This window comes from Thalassotalea agarivorans (assembly GCF_030295955.1).
Taxonomy (GTDB): Bacteria; Pseudomonadota; Gammaproteobacteria; order Enterobacterales; family Alteromonadaceae; genus Thalassotalea_D; species Thalassotalea_D agarivorans.
Window position 1 is genome coordinate 2,338,295 of the sequence record NZ_AP027363.1, and the last position, 26,873, is coordinate 2,365,167.

The following is a 26,873-nucleotide window of genomic DNA, read 5'->3' on the forward strand; positions in this document are numbered from 1 at the left end:
TACCAAGCATTAGCTACAAATTGGATGCTGAATCCATTTGGCCTATTAATTCAGCTCCAGTTTGGGAGCCTCTAATTGATAAAAAGTACGACAGACAAAAATTTATCAAATTTTGCGACGCTTTTACTATTGAATTGGCACTCCCAATTTCTAGTGAGACTCTCAATGAGCCAAGTATTTTAGAACAAGAGCTTATAAATTTAGTTAAGTATAAAGTCGGTATAGGCTCATACCCAAATCAAGATAGGGATCCTATTGATTTTTCCGGTTTATCAATTTCCCTCGCCAATTTAGCAAGAACTCAAAACGCAACACACACTCCTAGTAGCATCGAATCAGAACTAGGATTGAGGACTGATTTTGGAAAGCTCAACCAGATATTCCCTGTAAACTCAGATGTTTTTGTTAACAGAGATTCGTTTGAACAGTCACTTATTGCTAATGCAAAAAAGTTAAATCACCAAGTTGTTTTGGGAAGCCCTGGAGCCGGGAAATCTTGGAGTCTGACCCGACTGGCTGAAAAGCTTGAAGGCGAAGGAATATGTGTAGCAAAACATTACTGTTACCTTGAGCCTGGAGATGAAGAGCTAGAGAGAAGAATAAGTACCGAGAGTTTATTTGCTAACTTGCTGTACGAACTTACGAGCAAAAATACAAAGTTACGAGATAACCTAACTTCAAGATATTCATCAACTTTCGAGTCATTAGATGAAGCTATAAAAGTTGCGTGCGAACAAGAAGAGCTGGTGGTAATTATAGTAGACGGCCTAGACCACATCAGCAGGGTTTTGTCTGAAGCGGAACAATTAAGTTTTTCTGATACTGATATCATAGGCCAAATTTGTAGTTTATCACTCCCTAATAATGTAGTTTTAATACTTGGGTCTCAACCCGGCGAACATATACAACGAATCACAGAATCCCTAGGCGAACGCGTCTCTATAAACTCTGTTCCACCTTGGGATCGATTCGAAATCGAAATCCTGTTGAACGCTTTTAATATACGGCAAATCTACAATAGCAACTCAGCAATTACTTTCAAAAAACTAACTGATGCTATTTTGGTGAAGTCAGATGGTAACCCGCTATATGCAACTTTTTTGGCAAAAGAGATACTTAATAGAAATGATATTAACTCAATACATGATTTAGACGACTGGTTCGGTTTACAACCTACCGTAAATGGGAATGTATCTTCGTACTATCAGTATCTCTTGTCAAAAGAAGACGATGGAACGTTGTTAATTGCTAACATTTTAGGACTGATAGACTTTGGAATTACGACCGAAGAATTAAAGCAAATCACCCCTTTGTTAGCCCCTATAATAGATTCAAGCATCAAGCATTTATCTCCCATTTTAACAGACGTAACAGGACAAGGTGGCCTTAGAATTTATCATGAAAGTTTCAGGAGGTTTGTTGTTGAGAACCAATCTAATTCAGATCAGATTAGAAATATCTTACAACCAATAACCGAGTGGCTTTTTAAAATTGGTTTCTTCAAATCCGCAAAATCTTATCGTTTTTTGCTCGTTTTACTCAGACGACAAAAAGAGTCTGGCAAAGTGCTAGAACTAGTTTCCACCGAATTTATTTCTAAGAGTCTAGAATTCGGACACCCTGAATTGGCGATAGGAAAAAATCTTGAGATAGCTATAGAAGTCGCATCTCAGCAGAATAATTGGGCTGCACTAACAAAGCTCGCCGAATTAAAAAGATCTTTGCACACTTGTTTTGAAGAAAAACTTAACGAACAGTTCACATACTGGGAGACTTTTACAAAGGTTTTTGGTGCAGAATTAACCTCTGAGCGCTTACTGTTCGACGGTGAACCAACTTTACCCTCTGGATTAGGACTAGCAGTGTGTTCCCTCATAACAGATGCTGGACATGTCGCTCCTTGGAGGGAATATCTTCTCAAAGAGTCCACAGAAAATACCATTAACGATTCAGCTCGGTCGGCTGGCAACTCTGACTATGATGAAAGCTTCCAAAAATCCATAAATAGATTCAAAGGACTACTAGCTACAAAAGGAAAGCTAATAGGATACAAAAAATTAGTAAAGTTCCTTCTAAAGCAAAAAAGAGCACTAAAAGAAGATTACATATATGAATTAATCACAGCGCTACAATCATATTTTGACAACGATATAGGCCTAAGGATATCAAAATTTTTATCTCATCATACAAGTATAAACAGTAACTCAATATTAGGGATTTCACATTTATGCAAAGCAGAGCGTGAAACAGCTCAAAATAAGGCTTCCGAAGCCAACTTAGCTGTGGGATATTTGAAAAGTAGAGATAAAATCAAACTTTGTTTGATGCTTGGTGCGGTTCCAAGTAATTGTGTCTCTGTTTCCCAAAAGCCAAGTGACATAGACCTTTCCATTGGAAGCTACTCACCTGAATATGAGAACATTCTAGAATGGTTTGTTTCCCTGCATATTAACCCGAAGAGCTTTAGTGTCGAGTTAGAAAGGGTAAGAAAAGGTGATAATTGGTATTCCCAGTGGCTAGAGTTCTTAATTCGACTGGCGGAACACCGCACTTCAAATAATTCATTAGCTATTACAGACATTTTCAAGCTTATCTCTGAGAATACAGCCCCGTTTAAAGGGGAGCCTCGATCTTGTGACCTATACCGTGTACAACCACTAATTATTGAGTCAATTATTGACGGCTTAAAGCTGACCAATAGTGCAGAAGAGTTCAGGGAATGTATTCGCTACGTTAAGATAGCTATGAATGAAACAGCAACGTCTATGGATAGAGGCGAGTCGGGGCCAATACAAACAATCCCCCTGCTTACTCGGTTATGTTCCCTAAGCAATTTAAATTTTGCGCAGAATGAAATTCTAAAGTTCTCCATGGAAGTTGTTAAAGAATCAGAGTCCTACGGTACTTATTTTGAAAGCCATGCAGAGATGGGGATGTCGTTGGCTTATTTACTTTCTTCTTCTGGTTTTCAAGACGAATCCAAAAAAGAGTGGAGAAAAATCACACAATACTTGTGCGCATATGGTTGGAGAAAAGATGTTACAATTAACGAAATATTGGACTCTTTACCCTCCATCGCTAAGCCAAACTGGCCTGTGGGAAAAGATGCTTTTATCAAATCTCTTCCTTTAGCTCAAGCTTTGCGTAGACACACAGACGGCAGGGAAACCAAACATGCGATTAATCATTGGTTTTCAAGTCTATGCCATTCAAATTTAAACATAGCTTTAGAAGTACTAAGTGGCACTCTTCACGACTATGACGGTGGAGTGAGTTGGGTATTAGACAGTGCAACGCACTCAGTGCTTGATGAATATTTTAAGAAATCGATTGACCCGGTTGCTTACCATGTACTTTGCACTACCGAATTCAATTTCAGGTATGAAGGAGATGCAAAAGAAAGAATTAGAGAAGAGCTGAAAATAATCGAAGACTTCCTAAAAAATGATAAAAAACTCGGCACAAAATATTTTGAAAACTTAGTTAAGCGTTATCTTGGTAGCTCATCCAAGTATCCTGAAGAGGTTTTGCCACAGCTAGAAAAGTTTGCACAAATTTACTCTCTGAGCTTCAACCAACAAGTACCGCCGAAGCCAAAAGAAAAGAAATCAGAATATTTAAAACAAGATCAATTTTCAGTTTGTATTCGACAGAGAATAACTCCTCAAATCCGACTCCCTTTGACTAGTGCAGTTTCAAAAAACAAAGAAACCGAATTCAGAAAAATTATTAACTTTGTTACTGAAAAAATGGATTCTAGAGGCCGAGTTTCTATAGATGCGTTTATAAATTATTTTGGTTATGCCCTGTATGAATACTCGGAAACCAATGGAGAGCAACAAGCGGGAGAGTTCTTATTATTATTTGTTGAAAAAGCATATTCGGCATACATGTCTGATCACCATCCAATCATAGATTTAGCAGAAGGATTTAGTCGTCTAAAGAAATATGAATTGTCTTGTATTGCATATACGCTTTCGCATGTATACCGTAGAGGAAATAGAGGTTGGGGAAACATTGGCGATGAACTATCAGAGCATCACCTTTTAAAGGCAGTTGAGATCAATAAAGAGCTAGCACTGAACATATATGCGAGAGGTGCTGGTCATCTAATATCCACAAACAGTTACAATTATGGAATTACTGAAGGTATTATTAGTAGGCTATCTAGCGTGGGATTACACGACGATGCAAATCAAGCTTGGTGGGCCGCTTATGAAGTCATAAAGCACCGATTACCTCTAACCGAAGAGAGTGATTACTGTTGGCTAAACTCAACACCTTTAATAAAGTCTAAGAGCTGGTCCGAACAAGAAGGAATTATCGCTGTACTCCTAGCAAAACTAGATTCTCCATACATTGCAATTAAACATCAAGCAATGCTAGCAATAAAACACTTAATCGAAACAGATAACTCTAATTTGGTTAAACCACTGAGGTGGTATTTAACTGAATCTACACCTATTACATCTTTGGAAGTGTTATTAGCATTGTTATTGAAATATGACACCGAAGAATATTCACTATCGAAAAAAATAAAATCTACGTTGGAATTGTTAGCTAATTCTCCTTTATGGATTGTAAAGAACTGCGCTAGGGCCCTACTAAGACAATTTTGTAACGATGATTATAAAGACCATATGATTCATTTTGCTAAGGAAGCTTTGGAAGACAGGTTTGTAGTCGAGCTTCTTGCAATGGATAAATCCGACAAAACATTTTTTATGAGTTCTATTTGGAGTGATTTTGCGCAGGTTTATGCCAGCACCCTTAGTTATAGACTTTCAAAATCCGAATTCAATAAGGAACAATGGAAAACGAGAATACAACTTGTGCATGGTGATAGAGGAGATTGCTATCCTGGAGTTCAGGTTATGGGCTGGGATGAAGAACTTGCTGAAATGACTACTAATGAGGTTCTTAACAACTTAGAGATTCAAAAACAAGAATTCTCAGATCCATCTGAAGCAATGGAGTTGGCAGAATCACTACTTCCAGATGTCGAAGCATATATCACATTCAAGGAGCTTCAATGCACGAGGGAAAACTACCCTCTACCCGCTGAAATTAAAGAAACATATAAAAGTAAAGAATTCACTTACGTTATGAGCAATGGTCTATATAAAGGATGGATAAGAGCAGCATATATAGAGCGACAATGGCTATTTGATGAAGAGTCCTATTCCAAAGAAGCAAAAGAAAAAGTTGAAGTTCAATCTGCATTAGCAATAGAACCTGATGAATTTCCGGCTCCTGAGGGCATAGCACCAATATTCCCTTCAAATGATATTAGCTGGGAAGTTCCGATTGATGGGCTAGATATGCCAATGGGACTATGTTTTGGAAAAGCTGACTACAGTACATTTTTAGGCAGTATAGAAGTACTTATGCCTCACCCAAGTCTAATATCAGCTCTTAATCTGAAACTTAGTAGCCCATTTTCATTGAAGGATGAATCTGAGCAAGAAGTTGCAGTGTTTAGAAACTGGCGAAAAATCTATGAGCGCTCATATGATACTGAAGTAGTTGAATTGGAAGGCTCAGAGATACTAATTCATCCCAAGTTAATAGAAAAGATAGAACGTATTGACGGCAGTAAAATCATTACATTAACCTCGAAATTTAAAGAGGCCGTATCTAATCCAGTAAAAGGCAGATGAATTGATGGCAATAAATTGAAATTATTAATAACTAATTCAGATTATAACGTGTAGATTTGAGCATGATTTTACGTGCTAATTTTTAAACAACACTCTTCACTGGCTGATTAACTAAAATAGAAGTGGATCCCCCGAGATAAACTAAGGGTACATACTATTATTCGCTGACGCCCAATAAAAAGGCGAGCTAATAAGCTCGCCTTTAATAACTTTTACTTTCAAACTCTATTAAAGTTTCAAACTTGTTTATGTTGTTTCAAACTTCATTCGAAAGTGACATATGCTTATTCCGCGTCGATATACGTCTCAACGGCTGGGCAAGAACAAATTAGGTTACGGTCGCCGTATACATCGTCGATACGGTTAACCGTTGGCCAGAATTTGTTAGCTGCTGCCGCTGGTACTGGGAACACAGCTTCTTGTACTGAGTACGCTCGGTTCCAGTTAGCGTCTGTAATGTCGTCAAGTGTGTGCGGTGCGTTAGCAAGTGGATTGTCTTCCACTGTCCATTGGCCCTGCTCTACTTTACGAATCTCTTCACGGATTGATGTCATTGCTTCGATGAAACGGTCAAGTTCTACTTTTGCTTCCGATTCAGTTGGTTCGATCATCAATGTGCCCGCTACTGGGAATGACATAGTTGGTGCGTGGAAACCGTAGTCCATCAAACGCTTAGCTACGTCCATTTCAGTGATGCCTGACGCTTCTTTAATCGGACGTAAGTCAACAATACATTCGTGCGCAACACGACCATTGTTACCCGTATATAAAATTGGGAAGTGCTCACTTAACTTGTGTGCAAGGTAGTTTGCGTTAGTAATAGCGTACTTAGTTGAATCAGTTACACCTTGCTTACCTAACAATGCGATGTAAAGGTATGAAATACATAGGATACCTGCACTACCAAATGGCGCAGCAGAAATAGCACCGTTACCTTGTAGCTCGTTATTAAAGTCTACCAACTTGTGACCTGGTAAGAATGGCGCTAGGTGTGATTTAACACCGATAGGACCCATACCTGGACCACCACCACCATGTGGAATAGCAAACGTTTTGTGCAAGTTTAAGTGTGATACGTCAGCACCAATGAAGCCTGGTGAAGTAATTCCCACTTGTGCGTTCATGTTAGCGCCGTCTAGGTAAACCTGACCGCCATTAGCATGTACGATGTCGCAAATGTCTTTGATCGTTTCTTCATAAACACCATGCGTTGATGGGTAAGTAATCATGATACAAGACAAGTTATCTGCTAACTCTTCAGCTTTCGCTTTAAGGTCAGCCATGTCGACGTTACCGTTTTTATCACAATCAACCACAACCACTTTCATGCTAACCATTTGTGCAGATGCTGGGTTAGTACCGTGTGCTGAGCTTGGGATCAAACAAATGTTACGATGCCCTTCGCCACGGCTTTCATGGTACTTTTGAATAGCAACAAGACCTGCGTATTCACCTTGTGCACCAGAGTTTGGTTGCATTGAGATGTCGTCGTAGCCAGTTAACTCAACCAACCATTTGCCAAGTTCGTCGATCATCGACTTATAGCCTTGCGCTTGGTCTAGTGGAGCAAATGGGTGCATGTTGGCAAATTCAGGCCAGCTCACGGGGATCATTTGCGCTGTTGCATTCAGCTTCATGGTACAAGAACCTAGCGAAATCATTGAGTGATTAAGCGCTAAATCTTTGTTTTCTAATTTTTTGATATAACGAAGCATTTCTGTTTCGCTATGGTAAGAATTAAATACTGGGTGCGTTAATATCGCTGATTCGCGCACTAAGCTCGGTGGGATCGAGCTATGACCACACTCGATGATCTTAGCGTCTAATGCTGCAACATCTAAGCCATGACCTTCGCCTAGTAATACATCGAATAACACCGCAACATCTTCACGCGTTGTCGTTTCATCAAGTGAAACAGACACGTGACCATCAACATCTGTGCGTAAGTTGACATCGACTGCTAATGCACGAGCTACGACTTCGTCTTTGTTTGCTAACTTAAATGTTAACGTATCAAAATAGTGCTCGTGAATCGCTTGTACACCGTTAGTTGCTGTACCTAAGCAAAGAATATCAGTTAAGCGATGGATGCGCTCAGCGATTGTTTTAAGTCCTTGCGGACCGTGATATACCGCATAAAACGCTGCCATGTTTGCTAACAACACTTGCGCTGTACAAATGTTTGAGTTGGCTTTTTCACGGCGAATATGTTGTTCACGCGTTTGCATTGCCATTCTTAGCGCATCTTTACCACGTGTATCACGAGAAACACCGATAATACGACCTGGCATTGAACGTTTGTACTTGTCAGATGTTGTGAAGAATGCTGCGTGAGGACCACCGTAGCCCATTGGTACACCAAAACGTTGTGATGAACCAATTACAACATCAGCGCCTAATTCGCCCGGTGCTTTAAGCATCACAAGGCTCATTATGTCTGCCGCTACTGCTGCAATCGCTTTTTTGTCATGAACCGCATCAATTAATGACGTGATATCTGCTACTTCACCTGTTGCTGATGGGTATTGGAATAGCGCACCGAATACATCGTGTTCTGCAACTGTGTTAGCAGGTGCAACAATCACGTCAAAACCAAACATGTCAGCACGTAGTTTTACGACATCGATTGTTTGTGGATATACGTTGTCAGCAACAAAAAATAGGTTTGATTTTTTATTTTTAGATACACGCTTGGCAAGCGCCATTGCTTCAGCAGCCGCTGTACCTTCGTCAAGTAAAGATGCACTTGCTAGGTCTAAACCCGTTAGGTCTAAACACATTTGCTGATAGTTAAGTAAAGATTCAAGACGCCCTTGAGCGATTTCTGGCTGATACGGCGTATAGGCCGTATACCAACCTGGATTTTCCAGGACATTACGCAAAATAACGTTCGGCGTTAACGTACCGTAGTAACCCAAACCAATATAGGACTTGTTCACCTTGTTTAGGCTAGCTACCGCTTTAAGGTCGCTCAACGCCTTCACTTCAGTTTTGCTTTCTTCAATGTTTGGCAAGTCTGCTAAACGAATATCCGCAGGTACAATCTCATCGATTAGTGCATCTACAGAGTCAGCATTGATTTCAGCCAACATCGCTTTAGTTTGCTCTGCATCCGGGCCAATATGACGACGGATAAATTCTTGGTTTTGCTCTAAATCAGCTAAAGTGCGATTTGTCATAACAACTTCACTTAACAAAAAATAAAAAAAGAATTAAACCTACGGTTTAATTCAGGTAATGGTTTACACGGTACGAAAAAACTAAGGACTAAGGGCTAAGAATTAAGATCTAAGTGCTAAGAACTATTTATTTAGTCGTTACACTTTTACTAGCTACCCTTACCCCTCTCATCGTAATTTCTCAAAAAACACGACGCGACATTTCGTTAATTAGTTCGGCTTTAGACAAGGCTATTCCTTATTACTATCACCGACTCTCTATAGCTCTAGAAGATATAATTGCTTCCAGCCATTTCGCTAATTAGTTCGGCTTTAGACAAGGCGGAGTTTTAAAATTTTTCGGGAGTTTATATTGAATAAATGACCGAGAAAATTTAAAACTTCAACGCAGTATAAAGTCGAAATAAGACGCGAATTTCTCAGTGAATCGGATTTAGACAAGGCTTGAATCAAAATTTTCTTGGGTGTTTATACGTGATAAATGACCGAGAAAATTTTAATTCGTAACGCAGTATAAATTCGATTCACGACGAAATTACTCTTCGATTGAGTTTTCGTAACCTTCCGCGTCTAAAAGATTGCCCAATTCACCTTCATCAGAAAGCTTCACTTTGAACATCCAGCCGTCACCGTATGCGTCTGAGTTTACTAGCTCTGGGGAGTCTTCTAACTCTTCGTTTACTTCAACGATTTCACCTGATACTGGTGCGTAGATATCTGATGCTGCTTTAACAGATTCAGCTACTGCTACGTCGTCACCTGTGTCTACCGTATCACCTACTTCTGGTAATTCTACGAATACCATGTCGCCCAATAATTCTTGTGCGTGCTCTGTGATACCAACAGTTACGATACCGTCGCCTTCGTTACGCACCCATTCGTGCGAAGAAGCGTACTTTAATTCAGAAGGAATGTTGCTCATTTTAGTATTTCCTAATTAATCAACTTAAATATATTTATTGTTAAAGCAAAAGTGCGCTTAAAATATAGCGCACCTTTGTTTAATTAAAAGACTTTTTTACCGTTTCGAACGAATGAAGGTTTGATTACTTGTACCTTCACTAATTTCTTACGCATTTCTACTTCAACTATGTCACCAACTTTCACTGCTCTTGGCACACGAGCCATGGCAATTGAATGGCTTAATGTCGGTGAAAATGTACCTGATGTAATTGCTCCGTCGCCATGTTCGGTGACGACTTTTAGCCCGCTGCGAAGTACACCTTTTTCTTCTAGTACTAGGCCTACAAGTTTTGGTTGGTCACCTGCTTCACGCTGCGCTGCTAGTGCCTGGCGGCCATTGAAATCACGTTCGGCTGGCTCCCATGCTATGGTCCATGCCATGTTAGCGGCTAATGGAGATACAGACTCATCCATATCTAAGCCATATAAATTCATACCTGCTTCTAATCGCAAAGTATCACGTGCACCTAGACCTGCTGGTTTAACGCCTGCATCGAGTAGTTGCTGCCACAACGTTGCTGCTTGCGCTTCTGGTACAACGATTTCGTAACCGTCTTCACCTGTGTACCCCGTGGTCGCGATGAAAAGCTCGCCTGTTTGTACACCAAAAAATGGCTTCATACCAGCAACTGCGGTTTTTTGCTCGTCACTTAAAATAGTGTCTACTTTTGCTTTTGCATTTGGACCTTGAACAGCGATCATGCCAAATTCTGGGCGCTCGGTAACGGTTACGTCAAAACCTTCAGACTGCTGCGCAATCCATGCAAGGTCTTTTTCACGTGTCGCTGAGTTAACAACTAAGCGATATTCGGTTTCAGTGAAGAAATAAATAATTAGGTCGTCAATAACACCGCCATCTTGGTTACACATACCGGTGTAAAGTGCTTTACCTGCTACCTGTAGCTTTTCAACATCATTGATGACAAGTTTGCGAAGGAAAGGTTTTGCGTCGGCACCCTTTACGTCAACAATTGTCATGTGTGAAACGTCGAACATACCTGCATCTTGACGAACTGCATGATGCTCTTCGATTTGAGAACCATAGTTGATCGGCATTTCCCAGCCGTAAAAGTCAACCATTTTTGCGCCAGCTTCTAGGTGCTTAGCGTGAAGGACAGTTTGATTTGTCATCGTTTTTCCGCCGTTTAAATCTGTTGAAAATTGGGCTATCACCCAAGTATAAGTAACAAGATAAAATTTGGCTCAAAATTATAAACTTAGCTGGCACTATGATCAATGAAAAACAGCAACAAACTAGAATAAAAAACAATCACAAACAGATAATCCGAATTAAATCTAATTTTTACTATTATTTCGAATTTATATTTCTACAAAAGCTATATTACTGGAGATAATAGAATAATTGTCGCTTTGGCTATTTTTCCGTTGTTTTGGCAAGCGAAGGCAGATGAGATTTATAGCCCAATGCTTGTGCTGTTAGCGCTGATTTAATCGGTGAAAGTCGATTAATTGTCGACATACCAATACCTCGCATCAATTTTGCAAACGGATTACGCACCGCGAATACCTGCTTGATTGATTCCATCGCGGCAATTAAATCAACCGCTTCTGATTTGCGCCAACGAGCAAAAGCTAGCAGTTCGGTTTGCGGATATTCTTCGGCTAAAGGACGCGACAATTGTGAAAAGGTATCCGCAAGTGCTGCTGCATCGAGTAAGCCTAAGTTAACACCCTGTCCCGCCAAAGGATGTATGGTATGGGCAGCATCGCCTATAAGGATGATACGATTTTTAACGAAATCCTGCGCATAACGCATCGACAAAGGGTAAGTAAAGCGCTCACTAACTAGCTTAATGTTACCCAATTTGCCATCACTGGCGGCGCTAATGTGCTTGTTAAAATCAACTTCATCCATGGCCATTAGTTGGTTAGCATGCTCTGGCGAGGTTGACCAAACAATGGAGCATTGCTGAGCATTAAATAAAGGTAAAAAGGCTAACGGTCCCGTATCTAAAAAGCTTTGCCAAGCTGTATTTTGATGGCCACCAGTACTTTCGACGGTGGCAACGAGCGCGGTATGATCGTAGTCGCGAAAAGTTAATGTTATGCCCGCTTGTTTGCGCACCCAAGAATTCGCGCCATCTGCGCCTACAACACATTTCGCTAATACAGGGGCTGCATTTTCTAGCGTAATGAAGACCTCGCCATCACCTTGCGCTAATTGAGTAATAGATTGCCCTGTTAACAGGGTAATATTGGCGTTTTGCTCTGCCTGCTGGTATAGCGCATTTCTAATGACTTTATTTTCAATAATCCAGCCGATATTGTCGGTTGCATTTGCGCCCGTTAATGCTTTGGCGTCAAAGTCTAAATGGCCAAAACCAGCACTATCCCACACATGCATGTGTTGATATGGCTGTAATCGCGTTGCTTCAATTAAAGGCCACACACCCAGCTGTTGCAGTATCGTTTTACTGGCCATATTTATCGCACTAACGCGCACTTCAGCATCATCTGTTAACGGCGAAATACCTTGCGCATCTATTACAGCAACAGATAAATTGGTGAGTTTTTCAATCGCTAACGCTGCCGTCAAGCCAACCATTCCGGCACCAACAATCGCGATGTCGACTTTATTCATACTACTTATATCCCATGGTTTTATTGACAAACGCCTGCTTAAGTGGCGATACGTAATTAAGCACTTTTAGGGCAATATTTCGACCGGCGACGAGTGGCGCATGGTCATTTGAAAACAGCGTTACTAACGAATCGGTTAAGGAAATAATCGCTTGCTGATCTGATAACCTTTGCTGCTGATATTGGCTCAACAACGCCAACTGGCCAATGTCTTGTTGCTGCACAATAGCTTGTTGCACCAACGTCGCCATTAATTCAACGTCTCTTAAGCCTAAATTAAAGCCTTGCCCTGCAATTGGGTGAATGGTGTGCGATGCATTTCCAATTAATGCAATACGGTGGCTAATATTTTGCTTGGCTTGCACCAATGACAGCGGAAAACTGCCCCGTTCGCCAACCTTTACAACGCTGCCAAGCCAGTAACCAAAGGCCTTTTCAAGCTGCTTTGTAAATTCTTGCGTGTCAGCGTTTATGAGCGCCAATGCTTGCTCCGGTGTCGTTGTCCATACAAGCGAGGTATTGGTTTGTTTAAGTGGTAACATGGCAATGGGCCCATGACTGGTAAAGCGTTCATAAGCTTTACCAAGGTGAGCTTTTTCCATTTCAAGATTACATACTATCGCCGACTGCGCATATTCACTTTCGATGGTATCTATCGACAGTGACTGTCTTATTTTAGACTGGCCGCCATCGCAGGCGAGTAGTAATTTTGCTTGTAAATTGGACCCTGAATCTAGCGTGATATCAACATGCTGTTGATGCTGCTCAAACGCCACGATACTGTCGGGCGAGTACCAACATATATTGTCTGCGTTATTCACGGAATCTTGCAGCGCCTTACCTAGGTCTGCCATGGCGATGACATAACCTAACGCCTCAACATTGTGGTCGCAGGCATCGATACGTGCTTTACCGTAATTGCCACGATCTGAAATATGGATATGATTGATCGCCGTTGCATGGGCTTGGCAAGCAGGCCAGACGCCAATTTTCTCAAGGTATTTAGCACTATGATGAGATAGTGCTAACACGCGCTGATCAAACTGATTAGCTTGTTTAAAACTAATCGATTGCGACTCAACCACTGCAATTGAAAGCGATGGACTACTCGTTATTAAGCTGCGGGCTAGTAGTAAGCCTGATAAGCCGCCACCAGCTATAACAATATCGACAGAATTGTTCATCTTAGCTGCCCATCAACTGTTCAATGTCTTCAACCGACTTCGGCGCATTAATCGTGAGGTTTTGGCAGCCAGACTCCGTTACTAATACATTGTCTTCAATTCTTATCGCAATGCCTCGCCATTTTTCGTCGACATCAGCATCGAGCGGAATATAAATACCTGGTTCAATGGTCATCACCATACCCGGTTCAAAGGGTCTATGCTGCTTTCCATCTTCGCCAATGCCATAGTCGCCAACATCGTGCACATCCAAACCAAGCCAGTGACCAAGACCATGAATAAAATACTTTTTAACCATGTTTTCATCTAGCAGCGTTTGCAGGTCCCCCTGCAGAATACCTAAATCTACTAAACCATGAGTTAGAAAAGTATTTACTTTGGTGTTGAGCTCGGCAAAGCTAGCACCTGGCTTTATTGCATCGATTGCCAGCTGCTGTGCAGCTAGAACTAAGTTGTAAATGGTTTTTTGCGGGTCGGTGAAGGTGCCATTAACCGGAAATGTGCGGGTAATATCGGCGGCATATCCATTGAGCTCAGCACCGGCATCAATCAAAAGCAAATCGCCCTGCTTAAGCGCCATATCATTGGCGGTATAATGCAAAATATTACCGTTGTCGCCACCTGCAACAATACTATTGTAAGCAGCAAATCGCGCGCCATTTATCGCAAATTCGTGCAACATTTCTGCTTCAATTTGATATTCAAACTGAAACGTTTTACAGGCTGTCATCGCGCGTTGGTGGGCTTTACCACTAATCTCACTAGCCGCTTGCATTACCGCAATTTCCTGCGATGACTTGATTAAACGTTGCTCATGAATAATAGGTTTAGCATCAAGCAGCGCCGTTGGCGCAACAAATCCTTGTCGAGCTCTTACACGCACATCATCTAGCCAGCCTTGAATTTTAGCTGCTACACCTTGATTACCACTAAATGAATAATATACAGCATGCATGCCATTCAGAATGTCAGGCATATGGGTGTCGATATCATCAACTGAAAAACAAGCATCAACTCCTAAAGATTCGGTTGCGAGTGCTTGCCCTAATCGGCGACCATGCCACACTTCGTGATGCGGATCTTTTGGCAAAGAAAATAGCGTTGTTGACACTTCACCCTTTACTTTAGCGATCACTAAAATGCCGTCAGGTTCGTTAAAACCTGTTAAGTAGAAAAAGTTTTTATCTTGGCAAAAATGATATTCCGTGTCGTTACTTCGGGTAACCTCTGTATTAGCGAAAATGATGGCTACACTGTTGTTCTGCATTTGCGCAGCAAAAGTTGTTCTGCGCAATAAAAATTCATCCAATGAAATAGTAAACGTCGCTGACATCGAGGCTCTCTTTAATGCAAGGTTTCTTGTGCTTTTTTATCTTCGGGAGGAACGCCTAGTTCTGAAAAACACAGTAATGACGAAATACGTACATACTCTGATATTTCATAAAAGGCTTGTTCTGTATCTTCGTCTTCCTCTAGGTCTTCAGACAAGTTGGCTATTTCGCTAAAGTCATTTAAAACTTCTTTAACATCGTCCGACAAACTTGCCTTGCTGGTTTGTTGTAAACCAAAACCCAAATTGTAGCCTTGAACCCATACCGCTAAAGCATGGCATCGTTCAAGCAAGGATTCATCATCGTCTGGCAACAGCAATTGAAAAGCAAATTGGTCATCAAGCATGGCTTGCCAAGTTTGCGACACCATTCCCTTAACCGTGTTTTTGGCATTAATAGGTAAACCTTCGCCATTATTAAACATGTCGTTAATGATGGTTAAGTATTCACTGCTTTCAAAAGGCATACCTGCACTGATTAAGCCCGAGATAACACCATGCAATTCAGATGCGTGAAGTTGTACATCGTTAGATGTTAGCGCTGCCTGTAAAGAGGCGAAATCGATTGTTTCTTGATTTGTCATAAATAGAAGTAAGCCGTTGCTTTAATACTGTTAATACTAACACTGCCTGTCTATTGATACCAAATTTTAACGCCCGATAGATGAATAAAATCCAAGTCACTTTTGTTTGCTATTTCTAGTAAGAATTTGCAAGCAATGAAATGTCTACTTCGTTGATATATGCAGTGGTAAAACCACGCACTAAAAGTGAGGAAATTCTTGCCATTAACACACGATATCTTTATAGTTTCACCTGAGATCTCAATATTTTAGTTGCTAATAATAAAAAATGGACAATCGTTCTGTAGAAATTCAATTGGCTAATCGCAAAATGAAGGTTGCATGTCCGCTTGGGCAGGAATCTGCGTTGCTAAATGCCGCTGAATTGGTCAACGAACAATTTAAAAAGCAACAATCCCTTGCCGCTATTAATGCAACAGAGCAAGCCGCCTTAATGGTTGCGCTTAATCTAGCCAACGAATTACATGAAGTAAAACAACAGTTGGTAGCAGAACAAAAAACCAATCAAAATAAAATAGCGCTGTTACAAGCAACAATAGAAAACGCGCTAAATCAAAAGACAGGCAGTTAAGGAGACATCATGGATGATGACAAGAAAGACGAAAGGGTAAAAAGATTATTATTAGTGGTGTTTGCAGTTCTACTGACAACCTACTTCTTCATTGGCGAAGGCGGGTTATTCTCCGCTGACAAAAGCTCTGATAGCCTTCCTGCTACACCTACAACGCCTGTTGAAACTGAAACGATCAGCGCTGACGATGCAAACCCTACTCAAAAAAAAACACTTTAGCTTCTAACCTATCTATTAATCAGGACTCTCCTGATACTGCTAAGCGAAACTTTGCACAAGAATGTCAAACTAACCTTGAAGCGCTTAAACAGCAAGTTGCGATCAATGATGATGAAGTTCCATTAGAAAGCTATTGGGCAAACTCTACAGATGACAAAGTGATGCTTGCGCATGCATTGCATGTTTTCGAAGACGAACTGCTAATCGTTAATAGTGAATACTCACTTACCCAAGCAAGCAAAGAAGTTAGCCTACTTAACTACCACCAACAGTATCCAACGAATCAATTGGCGTATTTACACCTACTAAAACAATGTGCCATCAACGAACCAAGCTACTGCAGTGAGTCTTTTTACAGGAAAGCCGATGCGCTGTTTCCTAACAATGGCGCGCCAGACTTCATACGTGCCACTATTGCGGCCAAAAACAATAACCAAGCACAATTTGAACGTTTGATTGAATCCGCTGCAGAAAAAACCGCATTTGATTTCAAGTCTTTTGATTACAACGATTATTTCATTCACAGTTACACCAGTGTCAACGACATACCTATTGGTTATGCTGCCTTGAACAGTCAAGGTTATGTTGCAGCAATGGCTGTGCCCAACCCGACGCATGTTATAGAGCAGTGCGAACAAGCGTTTGATCAGAACCTATCGCTACATGAGAGCTGCTATATATTGGCGTCGACAATGTCTCGAAGTGGTGGGGAAATGATTGTACAAGCCATAGGCTTAAAGATTGAAGAAAACTATTTTCAACAAACCGGTAAGCCCGGCCTAGACGAGGTTTATGCGCAAAAGCAGCAATTTGAACAATCGCTCGACAAAATGCATCAATTGAACGGCATGACATTAAGTTTAGTGGATGAACAATTTGTTGAAGGTTGGTTATCGCGTGGCCTGAAAGGTGGCGAGCTTGCCGCACAAGCTTACGCAATAGAAGAATCTAAGCGGCTATCGCTTGATCAAAACTATCATCCCTGCTTATAGAAGGCTGCTGTATACATAATGAAGAAATGGATTATTATTATCATTCTTTTAGCGCTTTTCGTCGCTTATTTTTTTGGCCCTTCTGCACCTAGCAACGAAAAAGTAGAATCGCTAGCTGATGGTGAGCCTGAGATCTCAGGCGCGATAGAAAATACTTCGAAAAACAAAAACAAAGAACCTGTTGAAGATAAAGTTAATCTCGCTGAAGTTGCTTTAACAATGGATAAGCCTCGCGACTTTGAACAAGAATGTTTAGTCAAAATGACGGCTATTGCGATAAGCCAAGCAGACGTTTTTGATAATCTAGACAGCTATAGCGAATCTTTGCGCGATACGGGTGATATACAAGCGCAACTTAGCTACGCGTTAATGCATATAAATTATCCTGCTGTCTATGGAACAGAAACGACTATTGTAGAGCGGGAAGATATTTTGAATGAGCTTTATCAATTGTGGCGCGCAGACCAAAACGATAAAGCAGCCTACGCCTATTTGTTTCAGCAATGTATGGTCGAACAGGCTGAATATTGCTCTGACACGTTTTTATCTCAATATAGCACTGTTGACGCTGAAAATGCTTACTACGACCACCTGCTTTTTAACCAAGCCATAGCAAAGCAAGATGGAATCACTGCACAATATTACTTGGCGCAAGCGTCAAACAAAGCAAGGTATGACTTATACTTTTACAAACATGCTCGTATCATCAATCAAACACTTAACAGCCGATTAAATCTTAATAAAGGGCTAGCCTTTGCGCCGGCAATTAATGCAACAACCAAAAATTTACCAGCATATAACCCACTGATTGATTATTGCATAAAAAATGAATCTCTTTCGCCCGTTGATCTAGAGCATTGTGGTCAATTAGGACAGCTAATGGCTGAAAAAAGTCACGAATTGCTTTCACAAAGTATTGGCTATGAGCTTGAAGAAAGCTACTACAAAAAAACGGGAAAAACCGGCCTAGAAAAAGTTGCAATACAGCGACGAAGCTCTAAAGCAGTTAATCATTTGTTTAGTACAGTTCCAGTTTTCACGATGGCTGTTGTTGATGAAGATATAGCGGATTTATGGTTTCAAACAGGAGCCGAAGAAGGGGAAACAGCTGCGATGATCAAAATAGCGGTGAAAGTAACTGAGCTTGCAGATAATCCTGACTACCGCCCTTGCGGCAGTTAACCGGTAAGTTGTTGAAATTATCTGCACTTAACAATTTCTTACGTAGTTTTTCTTTCTACTTCAGGCAATCCTTTAGTATAATTACTATGCCTTCTAGGATGTTTGCATGTTAACGATGTCCCTGAGCCGATAAGTTTTACCTAAGGGAATTTATCGCTTGCTATTGCGCAAGCCCGACGCGTATCGGGAAGCCTACGGCAAGAGTGCGATTTCCGCCTTGAACACACGGTTGTTCAAGGGCTAAGTTGACAGCGGCATTCTGGAATGGCGATCAAAAAAAACGGCAACCTAAGTCGCCGTTTCCCATAGCTTTAAACTATTCTAAAAGTCCATTCTAAAGCCTAAACCAATTTGATCTTCACCTATATCTGATCCATCAGCACCCTTGGTAGAATCAAGTACCCCCTCGATATAAGCTGAAAAACCCTTCGTGAACTGATAATCGGTACCAAGGTATATATGAGTCAATTCATATTGATTTAACGGGCCGGAGCTTTCATCAGATAAGTAGTTGAAACCACCATGTACGCCCCAATTGTTCTCGAAGTTGTATTTAACCATCAACTCCGCACCCATAGCATCGGCCATAATCGAGTTTAAATCATTAATTTCGTGATATTCCATTGTGGTTAATACAAGTGCAGCATACAAACCTTTGTTGGCAAGAGAGCCATAGCTTGCACCAAAAGTTAAAAGCGTATCACTTACGTCTAAAGAGGGTAAAACACCAGCGTCGTCAATAATTTTTAAATTAGCTTTGTTATAAACTGCGCCAATCATCAAGCCAAAATCAAACGTGTACCCCACTTTCACAGCAAACGAGTTGTCATAAGCCAAATCAGTGTCTTCAATGATATCACCGGTATCGTCGTCTACGATGTAGATGGTTTCATCTGTAAACTGAAATTGTACACCTAAATCCAAACCACCTAAAATCTCTACGTCGTATTGCAATGCCTGTTCAGCACGACCGGTACCGGAAATACCACCGTCGATACCAAAGTTGTAAGTACCTGAGGCTTTACCACCAAAGACATAAAAATTATCGGTAACGCCACCAATATCGTAACTCAGCCCCCACTGCTTACCCAGTGTTAACTCACCTACGCCATCTTTTTTAATACCTACAAAACCTTTACGAATGAAGAAGCTTTCTCCATCTGCGCCAGCTGGTCTGAGACTGTTTCCGCCGGTGTTTCTGACAAACTCAACACCACCTACATTATTTGTTAATACCACACCCCATTCAGAGCGAGCAAAACCCGTCCAGCCATCGCCTAAATCTTTTGAAAAGATCAGCCATAAACGTGATGCGCCGTCTTCAACGGTATTAGTGTCTTTTCCTTGTAATATGAAGGCAGAATATGAAACCCCAAGGTCAACAGCCCCTACATCAGGATTATTATATAGCTCCGCGCCATTACTGCTTCCCGCAAATACTGCACTTGCGACCCCTACTGCTAACATTGATTTTGTCATTTTTAGCATAAGCTTCCCATTCTCTTAGCGATTGCTTGATCCAAAGTGGATTTTTATAAGTATTACCACCACTTAATACACATTTAACACATACAAATTTATAACATAATTATTACATCTATTCCTAATTTCACAACTTTAAGGTATATAGATTTAAAAACATATAGACGTCTAGACGTAAAAAACTGGAAATATAAAAATTACTCCGTATAATGCACGTCAATTACTTTGGGTAAATGCCCTTAAAAAAATTTTTGGAAAATATCATTATGTCGACCCATTTATTTACTTCAGAATCAGTATCGGAAGGTCATCCGGATAAAATTGCTGATCAGATTTCAGATGCTGTATTAGATGCAATCATTGCTGAAGACAAATATGCACGTGTTGCGTGTGAAACTATGGTTAAAACAGGTGTAGCGATAATATCAGGCGAAATCTCAACGTCAGCGTGGGTTGATTTAGAAGATTTAACGCGTAAAGTCATCACTGATATTGGTTACACTTCGTCAGACGTAGGTTTCGATGGCGAAACCTGTGGCATCATGAATTTAATTGGTAAACAGTCTGTCGATATTGCACAAGGTGTAGACCGCAGCAAGCCAGAAGACCAAGGTGCCGGTGACCAAGGGTTAATGTTTGGCTACGCAAGTAACGAAACTGACGTATTAATGCCTGCGCCGATTACGTATTCACATAGAATCGTTGAGCGCCAAGCTGAAGCACGTAAATCAGGTTTATTGCCGTGGCTTCGCCCAGATGCGAAAAGTCAGGTGACGTTTGTTTACGAAGATAATAAGCCTGTTGCCATCGATACAGTTGTCCTTTCTACTCAGCATAATCCAGATGTGACACAAGCCGATTTAAAAGAAGCGGCGATGGAACTCATTATTAAGCATGTTTTGCCTGAAGAGCTACTAACAAAAGCAACAAAATTCCATATAAACCCAACAGGTAACTTTGTTATCGGTGGTCCAGTAGGTGACTGTGGTTTAACTGGCCGTAAAATTATTGTTGATACCTATGGTGGTATGGCAAGACACGGTGGTGGTGCTTTCTCTGGTAAAGATCCATCAAAAGTAGATAGAAGTGCTGCTTATGCTGGCCGCTATGTTGCTAAGAACATTGTTGCTGCTGGTCTTGCAGACCGTTGCGAAATTCAAGTGTCATACGCAATTGGTGTTGCAGAGCCGACCTCAATTCACGTTGAAACATTTGGCACGGGTAAAATCTCAGATGAGAAATTAGTTGCCTTGGTGAGAGAGCATTTTGATTTGCGCCCATATGCAATTACAAAGATGCTTGATTTACTACATCCTATGTATCGCCCAACAGCAGCTTATGGTCACTTTGGTCGTAACCCTTATGAAATGACAGTAGCAGGTGAAACCTTTACAGCCTTCTCTTGGGAAAAAACGGATAAAGCTGACGAACTTCGCGCAGCGGCTGGGATATAAGCTACGGGCTACGGGCTACGGGCTACGGGCTACGGGCTACGGGCTACGGGCTACGGGCTACGGGCTACGGGCTACGGGCTACGGGCTACGGGCTAACAAATGATAAAGTCAGTTGAACTTGGTCAACAGATTTTTAATAACTAGCATTACTATTATTCAGTATAAAAAAAGGAGCTCCAAGAGCTCCTTTTTTTATTGCTTAAACTAACCTAGTTTGCTTTTTTATCATGCGCTTCGTCAACAAATGCACGTAAGTTTGTGCCCCATTGCTCAAACAACTCTTCTGTGTTTTCTTTACGCGCTAAATCAGTGTTTGGTTGGTAATCACTACCTACACTTTCTACACCTTCTAGCATATAAACTAATTCACCAGTGCCGCCGTCTCTTAATTGAATATTTACGCGCATTTCGCCTACACCCTTAGTGCGAGCTTCAACGTCGTCCTTTGAAACAAATGGCGTAAAGGCAATAATTGTCACGTGAACAACAAGCACACCTTTATCTGCTTCTGCCACTACGGCATATTTGTCTTTTAAAGCGCCTTCAATACTCTTTTTGAACTTGCCTTGCATCCATGAACGATTGCCAGGCTGAACATCCCATTTGAATGTTTTCTTGTCAATCCAAGGTGCAGGTACAATCTTTGAATGGCTTAAATCCAATTCATCTACATGAAACTTGTCGTAATCGGCAAGTGTTTTGTATTCATGCGTATATTGAATATCAACTTCAATAAACTTGCTCTCATTTGCTGTTGCCATAAACGATGTAGCACTTGCCAACACGGCGGTTAATGCTAATGTTTTAAGATTTTTAAACACCATAATCCATCCTTATTTTACTTGTTAATTTCACGTTACAAGTTAATTTATTCAGAGTCAATAATTAATCAGCGTCGGTTTGAGGACCTTTCACTTTTTCACGCATTCGCTGCACTAGCATGTAATAGAAAGGAACTAAAAACGTACCGATTAGTGTTGCAGCTAACATACCTGCTAACACAGTTAAACCCAGTGAAACCCTGCTCGCTGCACCCGCGCCAGTTGCAAATACTAGTGGTAATACACCAAGCACGAACGAAAGTGCCGTCATTAATACCGCTCTAAAACGCATACGCGCAGCAGTTAAAGCAGCATCAATAATTGATTTGCCCTCTGCTCGTTGCTCCATGGCAAATTCGACGATCAATATTGCGGTTTTAGTCGATAAACCTATCAACAACACCAAACCCACTTGCGCATAGATATTATTTGCCATGCCGACCAAAAACAGCGCCAGCATCGCGCCGAATATCGCTATCGGTACAGCGGCAATAACGCTAAATGGTATTGTCCAACTTTCATACTGAGCAACTAAGAACAAGTATACAAACACAACAGCTAAACCAAACAATACTGGCGCAAGGTTACCTGCTTCAATTTCTTGTTTAGACTGCCCGGCCCATTCATAAATAAAGCCTTGTGGCAGTTTATCAGCAAGTTCTTGCATAATTGCAATGGCATCACCAGATGAATACCCCGTTGCCGCTTGACCTGTAATACTTGCACTACGATACAAGTTAAAGTGATTGATACTGGTTGGCCCTAATACCGGCTCAAGTTTTGCAAGCGTCGTTAGTGGCACCATCTCTCCGTCTTTATTACGCACATAGTAGTGACGCAAGTCAGCCGGCTCTTTCCTAAATTCGGTTTCCGCTTGAATAGTTACCCTATAGGTGCGGCCAAACTGCGTAAAGTCATTAATATAAAGCGAGCCTAATTGCGCTTGTAAGGTCACAAAGATATCTGATAACGCAACACCTTGTGCCTTAACTTTGTCACGGTCTACTTCTAGGAAGTATTGCGGCACATTCGCTCGATAGGTACTAAATACACGTGATAGTTCTGGTCGTTGATTGGCTTCATAAATTAAACCATTCATCACCTGCGCAAGCTCAGCAGGCGAGCGCCCTTCACTGTCTTGTAGTCTGAACTCAAAACCGGCACTTGAGCCAAGGCCTGGAATTGGCGGTGGATTGAACATCATGATTTGGGCGTCAGGCAATGCCCATAGCTGGCCCATTAAACGGCCTATTACTTGTCTTAACCCAAGCTCTGGCGTTGTCCGCTCTTCCCAATCTTTGAGCATGACGATACCAAAACCATTGTTGGAGCCCGCGCCACCTAACAGTGAAAAGCCTGACACGGTAATCACTTCTTCAACTGCCGGGTCATTTAGTAAAGTTGGCGTGATTTTATCAATAAGCGCTTGCGTTCGATTGCTCGATGCTGCATCTGGCAGCTGAATATCTAAAAAGACAAAACCTTGGTCTTCTCCCGGCACGAAGCCGGTAGGCACTGTTTTAGCTAAGTAGGCAGTTGCGCCAAACAATATAAGTACCAGTATGCTAATACGGGCAACGCGTTTTAATAAAAAGCCAACCGTTGCAACATAACCGCCTGTCGATTTCTCGATAAGCTTTTCTACAGGTCGCAACCACTTCATTGTTTTCATGTGTTTTGCACTTAGCAGAACCGTACATAGTGCAGGGCTGAGCGTTAATGCATTTAACGAAGAAATCAGTACCGCAAACGATATCGTTACGGAAAACTGTTTGTATAACTCACCGGTGATACCTGGCATAAATCCGACCGGCACAAATACCGCCAACAATACTAGCGTCGTTGCAACTATCGGGCCCGATACCTGACTCATGGCTTTCGCCACGGCTTCCTTAATTGGCAATTGCTCTTCTTTAAGGATCCGTTCGACATTCTCAATAACGATAATGGCGTCATCTACCACGATACCAATGGCGAGTACTAAGCCAAACAAGGTGATTAGGTTAATTGAATACCCCATCACTAACATGAAGGCAAAGGTACCAATAAGTGATACTGGAATCGCAATACTTGGTATTAAGGTTGCGCGCCAATTTTGTAAGAATAAGAAAACGACAATGACAACAAGCCCAATAGCTTGGAACAGCGTTACCTTAACTTCGTCAATAGAGCGTAGAATAAACTCGGTTGTGTCGTAAGCAATAACGTACTCTAAGCCGTCAGGAAAGCGCGAAGATAACTTGTCCATTTCCGCTTTGACCAGCTGTGCAACTTCCGTAGCGTTGGCATCTGGTAATTGGTAAATAACCAAAAAGGCGGTGTCTTCACCATTGAGTCGCGCCTGAATATCGTAGTCTTGAGATCCCATTTCAATGCGCGCAATGTCGTTTAAGCGAACAAAGTTACCATCAAGGTTATCTCTTACTATCGTTTGCCCAAACTCTTCTGGCGTTTGCAATCGGCCACGTGCTTGAATGGAATATTCAAATTGCTGATTAGGCAAAGAAGGACTTGCACCAAGTTTACCAGCAGCAACAATCACGTTTTGTTCTTGCAAAGCTTGCTGTACTTCAGCTACGGTAATGCCAAGCGATGACATGCGATCTGGTCGCAACCATATGCGCATGCTATAGGTCATTTCACCCATCACTTCAGCAGAAGCAACGCCTTTAATACGACCAAGAGGCTCTACCAAATAGTTGGTGGCATAGTTACTTAAAAAGATTTGATCTAACGCATCTTGTTCTGAGTACAAGTTAATCGCCATCAACATACTAGTTGATTGCTTCTTAACGGTGACACCTTGCCTAATAACTTCCTGCGGCAAGGAATTCTCAGCAAGTGCTACCCTATTTTGCACGTTAACTTGGGCAATATCGTCGTCAATGCCAACCTTAAAATATACCGTTATCGTGGCAACGCCATTGTTTGACGCCGTTGATTCGATATAAAGCATATCTTCAACGCCATTGACCTGCTCTTCTATCGGCCGTATCACCGACTCCTCGACAACCTGTGCACTCGCCCCTGGGTACACAGCAGTAATTTGCACTTGTGGTGGTGTAATTTGCGGATATAAGTTGATCGGCAAGGTAAATAGCGCGATTAAACCCGCTATAACAATGACAATAGAGATTACAAAGGCAAATTTAGGGCGATGTATAAACGTATTACTAAACATAAGCGCCCCTATTCAGTTGCTGAACTTGTATCTGTACTACCGCTTTCTTCGCCCGATTGCTCGTGTGATTCTATCGTGCCCGTTACTGGATCGACTTTTCTTTCGGCTGGCATCACCTCAATACCTGCACGCACTTTCTGAACGCCCTCGATGATGACGCGCTCACCCTGTTTCAAGCCAGACTCTACCGCCCACATAGCATTCATACGGCGGCCCAGTTCAACGTGACGCTGAACGACTTTGTTGCTTTCATCAACCACCAATACAAATTTACCTTGTTGGTTCGTTTGCACTGCCACTTGTGGCACCAATGCCGTTAAGGTTTTATCTCTAGTTTCAATAATTAGGGTAACAAACATACCTGGAATAATAATGCGCTCTGGATTAGAGAACACAGCACGTAATTCAACCGTACCTGTACCTTCGTTAATGCGCGTATCGGCGTAATCTATGTAACCTTTTTCTTTGTATAGCTGATTGTTCGGCAAGCGAATAGACATATCGATAGGAATGTCTTTAGGGTTTTTAAATTCGCGGTGACGCTGCAAGTAATCGATGTAACCTTCTTCCTCAATTTGGAAGTTAACAAAACTAGGGTCTGTTACCGTAAGCTCTGCAAGCGAACCACTAGTAGGACCAACAATGTTACCAACGTTGTAGGTAACCTTACCGATGCGCGCATCAAAAGGTGCTGACACCGTGGTGTAACTTAAATTAAGTTCAGCTTGTTCTAACGCAGCTTCAGCAGCTTTCACAGCTGATTCTGCTTGGCTCGCTTCACTGTCTAGTTTGTCTAAGTCTGATTGGCTAATAAAACCATCTTTTGAAATCTTTTGGCCACGCGCTAAATTACGTTTTGCCGTTGCTGCGGCAGACTGGCGCGAATGCAAATCAGCTCTCGCCTTTGTTAAGTCCGCTTGATATTTGGCAGGATCGATTTTAAACAGCACCTGTCCCTGAGTAACTAAAGAGCCTTCTTTAAAACGTCGCTCTAAAAGCTCACCTTCTACTCGTGCTTTTAATTCGGCAACTTTAGACGCTTCTGTACGTGCAACAAACTCGCGATATCGCCCTATTTCTTCCGTTTTAATGGTATAGACGGACACTGCAGGCGGTGGCGCCTGAACGGCTGCTTGCTGATTGTCTCCGCAACCCGTTACTGAAACGAGTAACCCCAGTGGAAGTACCGTAACGATTGCTTTCGACATCTTACGGAAAAGTAGTTTTTGCATAACATACACTCAATTATTTTTTATCGTTCTATAAAGCAAAACAATAGCTTAGACATCTGATATAAATTTAATGCAATTTTTTGTTAATAACACGTTATTTTTTACTTATTGGGCATAAAACACGCCATTTGACCTTGAAAAAGAACAAGAATGGACTGATAAACAAAATCTTAGCGATCAAATAAAATCATTGATTAGTTACATTATACTTTGTCGCAAGCAAGACATTTTGTAGAAT

17 protein-coding genes and 1 other RNA gene are annotated in these 26,873 nt (G+C 41.5%); 7 read left to right on the forward strand and 11 right to left on the reverse strand.

The genetic code is table 11. From position 1 onward, the window contains the following. Window positions 1–20: 20 nt before the first annotated feature. Window positions 21–5,660 carry a P-loop domain-containing protein gene (locus QUD85_RS10665; RefSeq protein ID WP_093331755.1) on the forward strand — a complete coding sequence of 1,880 codons (5,640 nt, stop codon included), beginning with the start codon at window positions 21–23 and terminating at the stop codon, window positions 5,658–5,660. A 284-nt stretch (window positions 5,661–5,944) separates the two neighbouring features. Here the strand turns inward: QUD85_RS10665 and gcvP are convergent, their stop codons facing one another. The 7 genes from gcvP to QUD85_RS10700 all read right to left on the reverse strand — a co-directional run bounded on the left by gcvP (window position 5,945) and on the right by QUD85_RS10700 (window position 15,501). Further along, window positions 5,945–8,839: an aminomethyl-transferring glycine dehydrogenase gene (gcvP, locus tag QUD85_RS10670; RefSeq protein WP_093331757.1), complete on the reverse strand. Its 2,895-nt coding sequence runs from the start codon at window positions 8,837–8,839 to the stop codon at window positions 5,945–5,947. 535 nt (window positions 8,840–9,374) lie between these two features. Further along, entirely contained in the window at window positions 9,375–9,761 is a 387-nt protein-coding gene (gene gcvH / locus QUD85_RS10675; RefSeq protein WP_093331760.1) for a glycine cleavage system protein GcvH, read from the reverse strand. Window positions 9,762–9,844: 83 nt separating this feature from the next. Then, window positions 9,845–10,933, reverse strand: a complete 1,089-nt coding sequence (gcvT, locus tag QUD85_RS10680; protein ID WP_093331762.1) for a glycine cleavage system aminomethyltransferase GcvT — start codon at window positions 10,931–10,933, stop codon at window positions 9,845–9,847. 244 nt (window positions 10,934–11,177) lie between these two features. Beyond that, on the reverse strand, window positions 11,178–12,404 hold the full coding sequence (locus QUD85_RS10685) for an FAD-dependent monooxygenase (protein ID WP_093331765.1): 1,227 nt from the start codon (window positions 12,402–12,404) through the stop codon (window positions 11,178–11,180). Window position 12,405: 1 nt separating this feature from the next. After that, on the reverse strand, window positions 12,406–13,587 hold the full coding sequence (ubiH, locus tag QUD85_RS10690) for a 2-octaprenyl-6-methoxyphenyl hydroxylase (RefSeq protein WP_093331767.1): 1,182 nt from the start codon (window positions 13,585–13,587) through the stop codon (window positions 12,406–12,408). A gap of 1 nt (window position 13,588) precedes the next feature. Continuing rightward, on the reverse strand, window positions 13,589–14,920 hold the full coding sequence (gene pepP / locus QUD85_RS10695; RefSeq protein WP_093331770.1) for a Xaa-Pro aminopeptidase: 1,332 nt from the start codon (window positions 14,918–14,920) through the stop codon (window positions 13,589–13,591). Window positions 14,921–14,931: 11 nt separating this feature from the next. After that, window positions 14,932–15,501 carry a UPF0149 family protein gene (locus tag QUD85_RS10700; protein ID WP_093331773.1) on the reverse strand — a complete coding sequence of 190 codons (570 nt, stop codon included), beginning with the start codon at window positions 15,499–15,501 and terminating at the stop codon, window positions 14,932–14,934. A 268-nt stretch (window positions 15,502–15,769) separates the two neighbouring features. Between QUD85_RS10700 and QUD85_RS10705 the strand changes: the two genes are divergently transcribed. From QUD85_RS10705 to ssrS, 5 genes are all read left to right on the forward strand, one after another. Beyond that, complete coding sequence (locus tag QUD85_RS10705; protein ID WP_093331775.1) at window positions 15,770–16,072, forward strand: cell division protein ZapA; 303 nt, start codon at window positions 15,770–15,772, stop codon at window positions 16,070–16,072. Window positions 16,073–16,081: 9 nt separating this feature from the next. After that, window positions 16,082–16,291 (forward strand): hypothetical protein, encoded by a 210-nt coding sequence (locus tag QUD85_RS10710; RefSeq protein ID WP_093331777.1) that lies wholly within the window; start codon window positions 16,082–16,084, stop codon window positions 16,289–16,291. A gap of 161 nt (window positions 16,292–16,452) precedes the next feature. Continuing rightward, a complete protein-coding gene (locus QUD85_RS10715) occupies window positions 16,453–17,283 on the forward strand; it encodes a hypothetical protein (RefSeq protein ID WP_093331779.1) in 831 nt (276 codons plus the stop codon). An 18-nt stretch (window positions 17,284–17,301) separates the two neighbouring features. Beyond that, window positions 17,302–18,465, forward strand: a complete 1,164-nt coding sequence (locus tag QUD85_RS10720; protein WP_093331782.1) for a hypothetical protein — start codon at window positions 17,302–17,304, stop codon at window positions 18,463–18,465. An 87-nt stretch (window positions 18,466–18,552) separates the two neighbouring features. Next, a non-coding RNA gene (ssrS, locus tag QUD85_RS10725) (6S RNA) lies at window positions 18,553–18,735 on the forward strand. Window positions 18,736–18,786: 51 nt separating this feature from the next. Here ssrS and QUD85_RS10730 read toward each other — a convergent pair. Further along, complete coding sequence (locus QUD85_RS10730) at window positions 18,787–19,944, reverse strand: porin (protein WP_177168932.1); 1,158 nt, start codon at window positions 19,942–19,944, stop codon at window positions 18,787–18,789. 269 nt (window positions 19,945–20,213) lie between these two features. Here QUD85_RS10730 and metK point away from each other — a divergent pair, with 269 nt between their 5' ends. Next, window positions 20,214–21,401 (forward strand): methionine adenosyltransferase, encoded by a 1,188-nt coding sequence (gene metK, locus QUD85_RS10735; protein ID WP_093331881.1) that lies wholly within the window; start codon window positions 20,214–20,216, stop codon window positions 21,399–21,401. Between the two features lie 209 nt (window positions 21,402–21,610). Here metK and QUD85_RS10740 read toward each other — a convergent pair whose 3' ends face one another. From QUD85_RS10740 to QUD85_RS10750, 3 genes are all read right to left on the reverse strand, one after another. Continuing rightward, complete coding sequence (locus QUD85_RS10740; RefSeq protein WP_093331787.1) at window positions 21,611–22,225, reverse strand: DUF3313 family protein; 615 nt, start codon at window positions 22,223–22,225, stop codon at window positions 21,611–21,613. A gap of 61 nt (window positions 22,226–22,286) precedes the next feature. Further along, the gene (locus tag QUD85_RS10745; protein WP_093331789.1) at window positions 22,287–25,403 is read right to left on the reverse strand and encodes an efflux RND transporter permease subunit; all 3,117 of its coding nucleotides are present in this window, start codon (window positions 25,401–25,403) and stop codon (window positions 22,287–22,289) included. An 8-nt stretch (window positions 25,404–25,411) separates the two neighbouring features. Beyond that, window positions 25,412–26,635 (reverse strand): efflux RND transporter periplasmic adaptor subunit, encoded by a 1,224-nt coding sequence (locus QUD85_RS10750; protein WP_245732146.1) that lies wholly within the window; start codon window positions 26,633–26,635, stop codon window positions 25,412–25,414. Window positions 26,636–26,873: the final 238 nt, after the last annotated feature.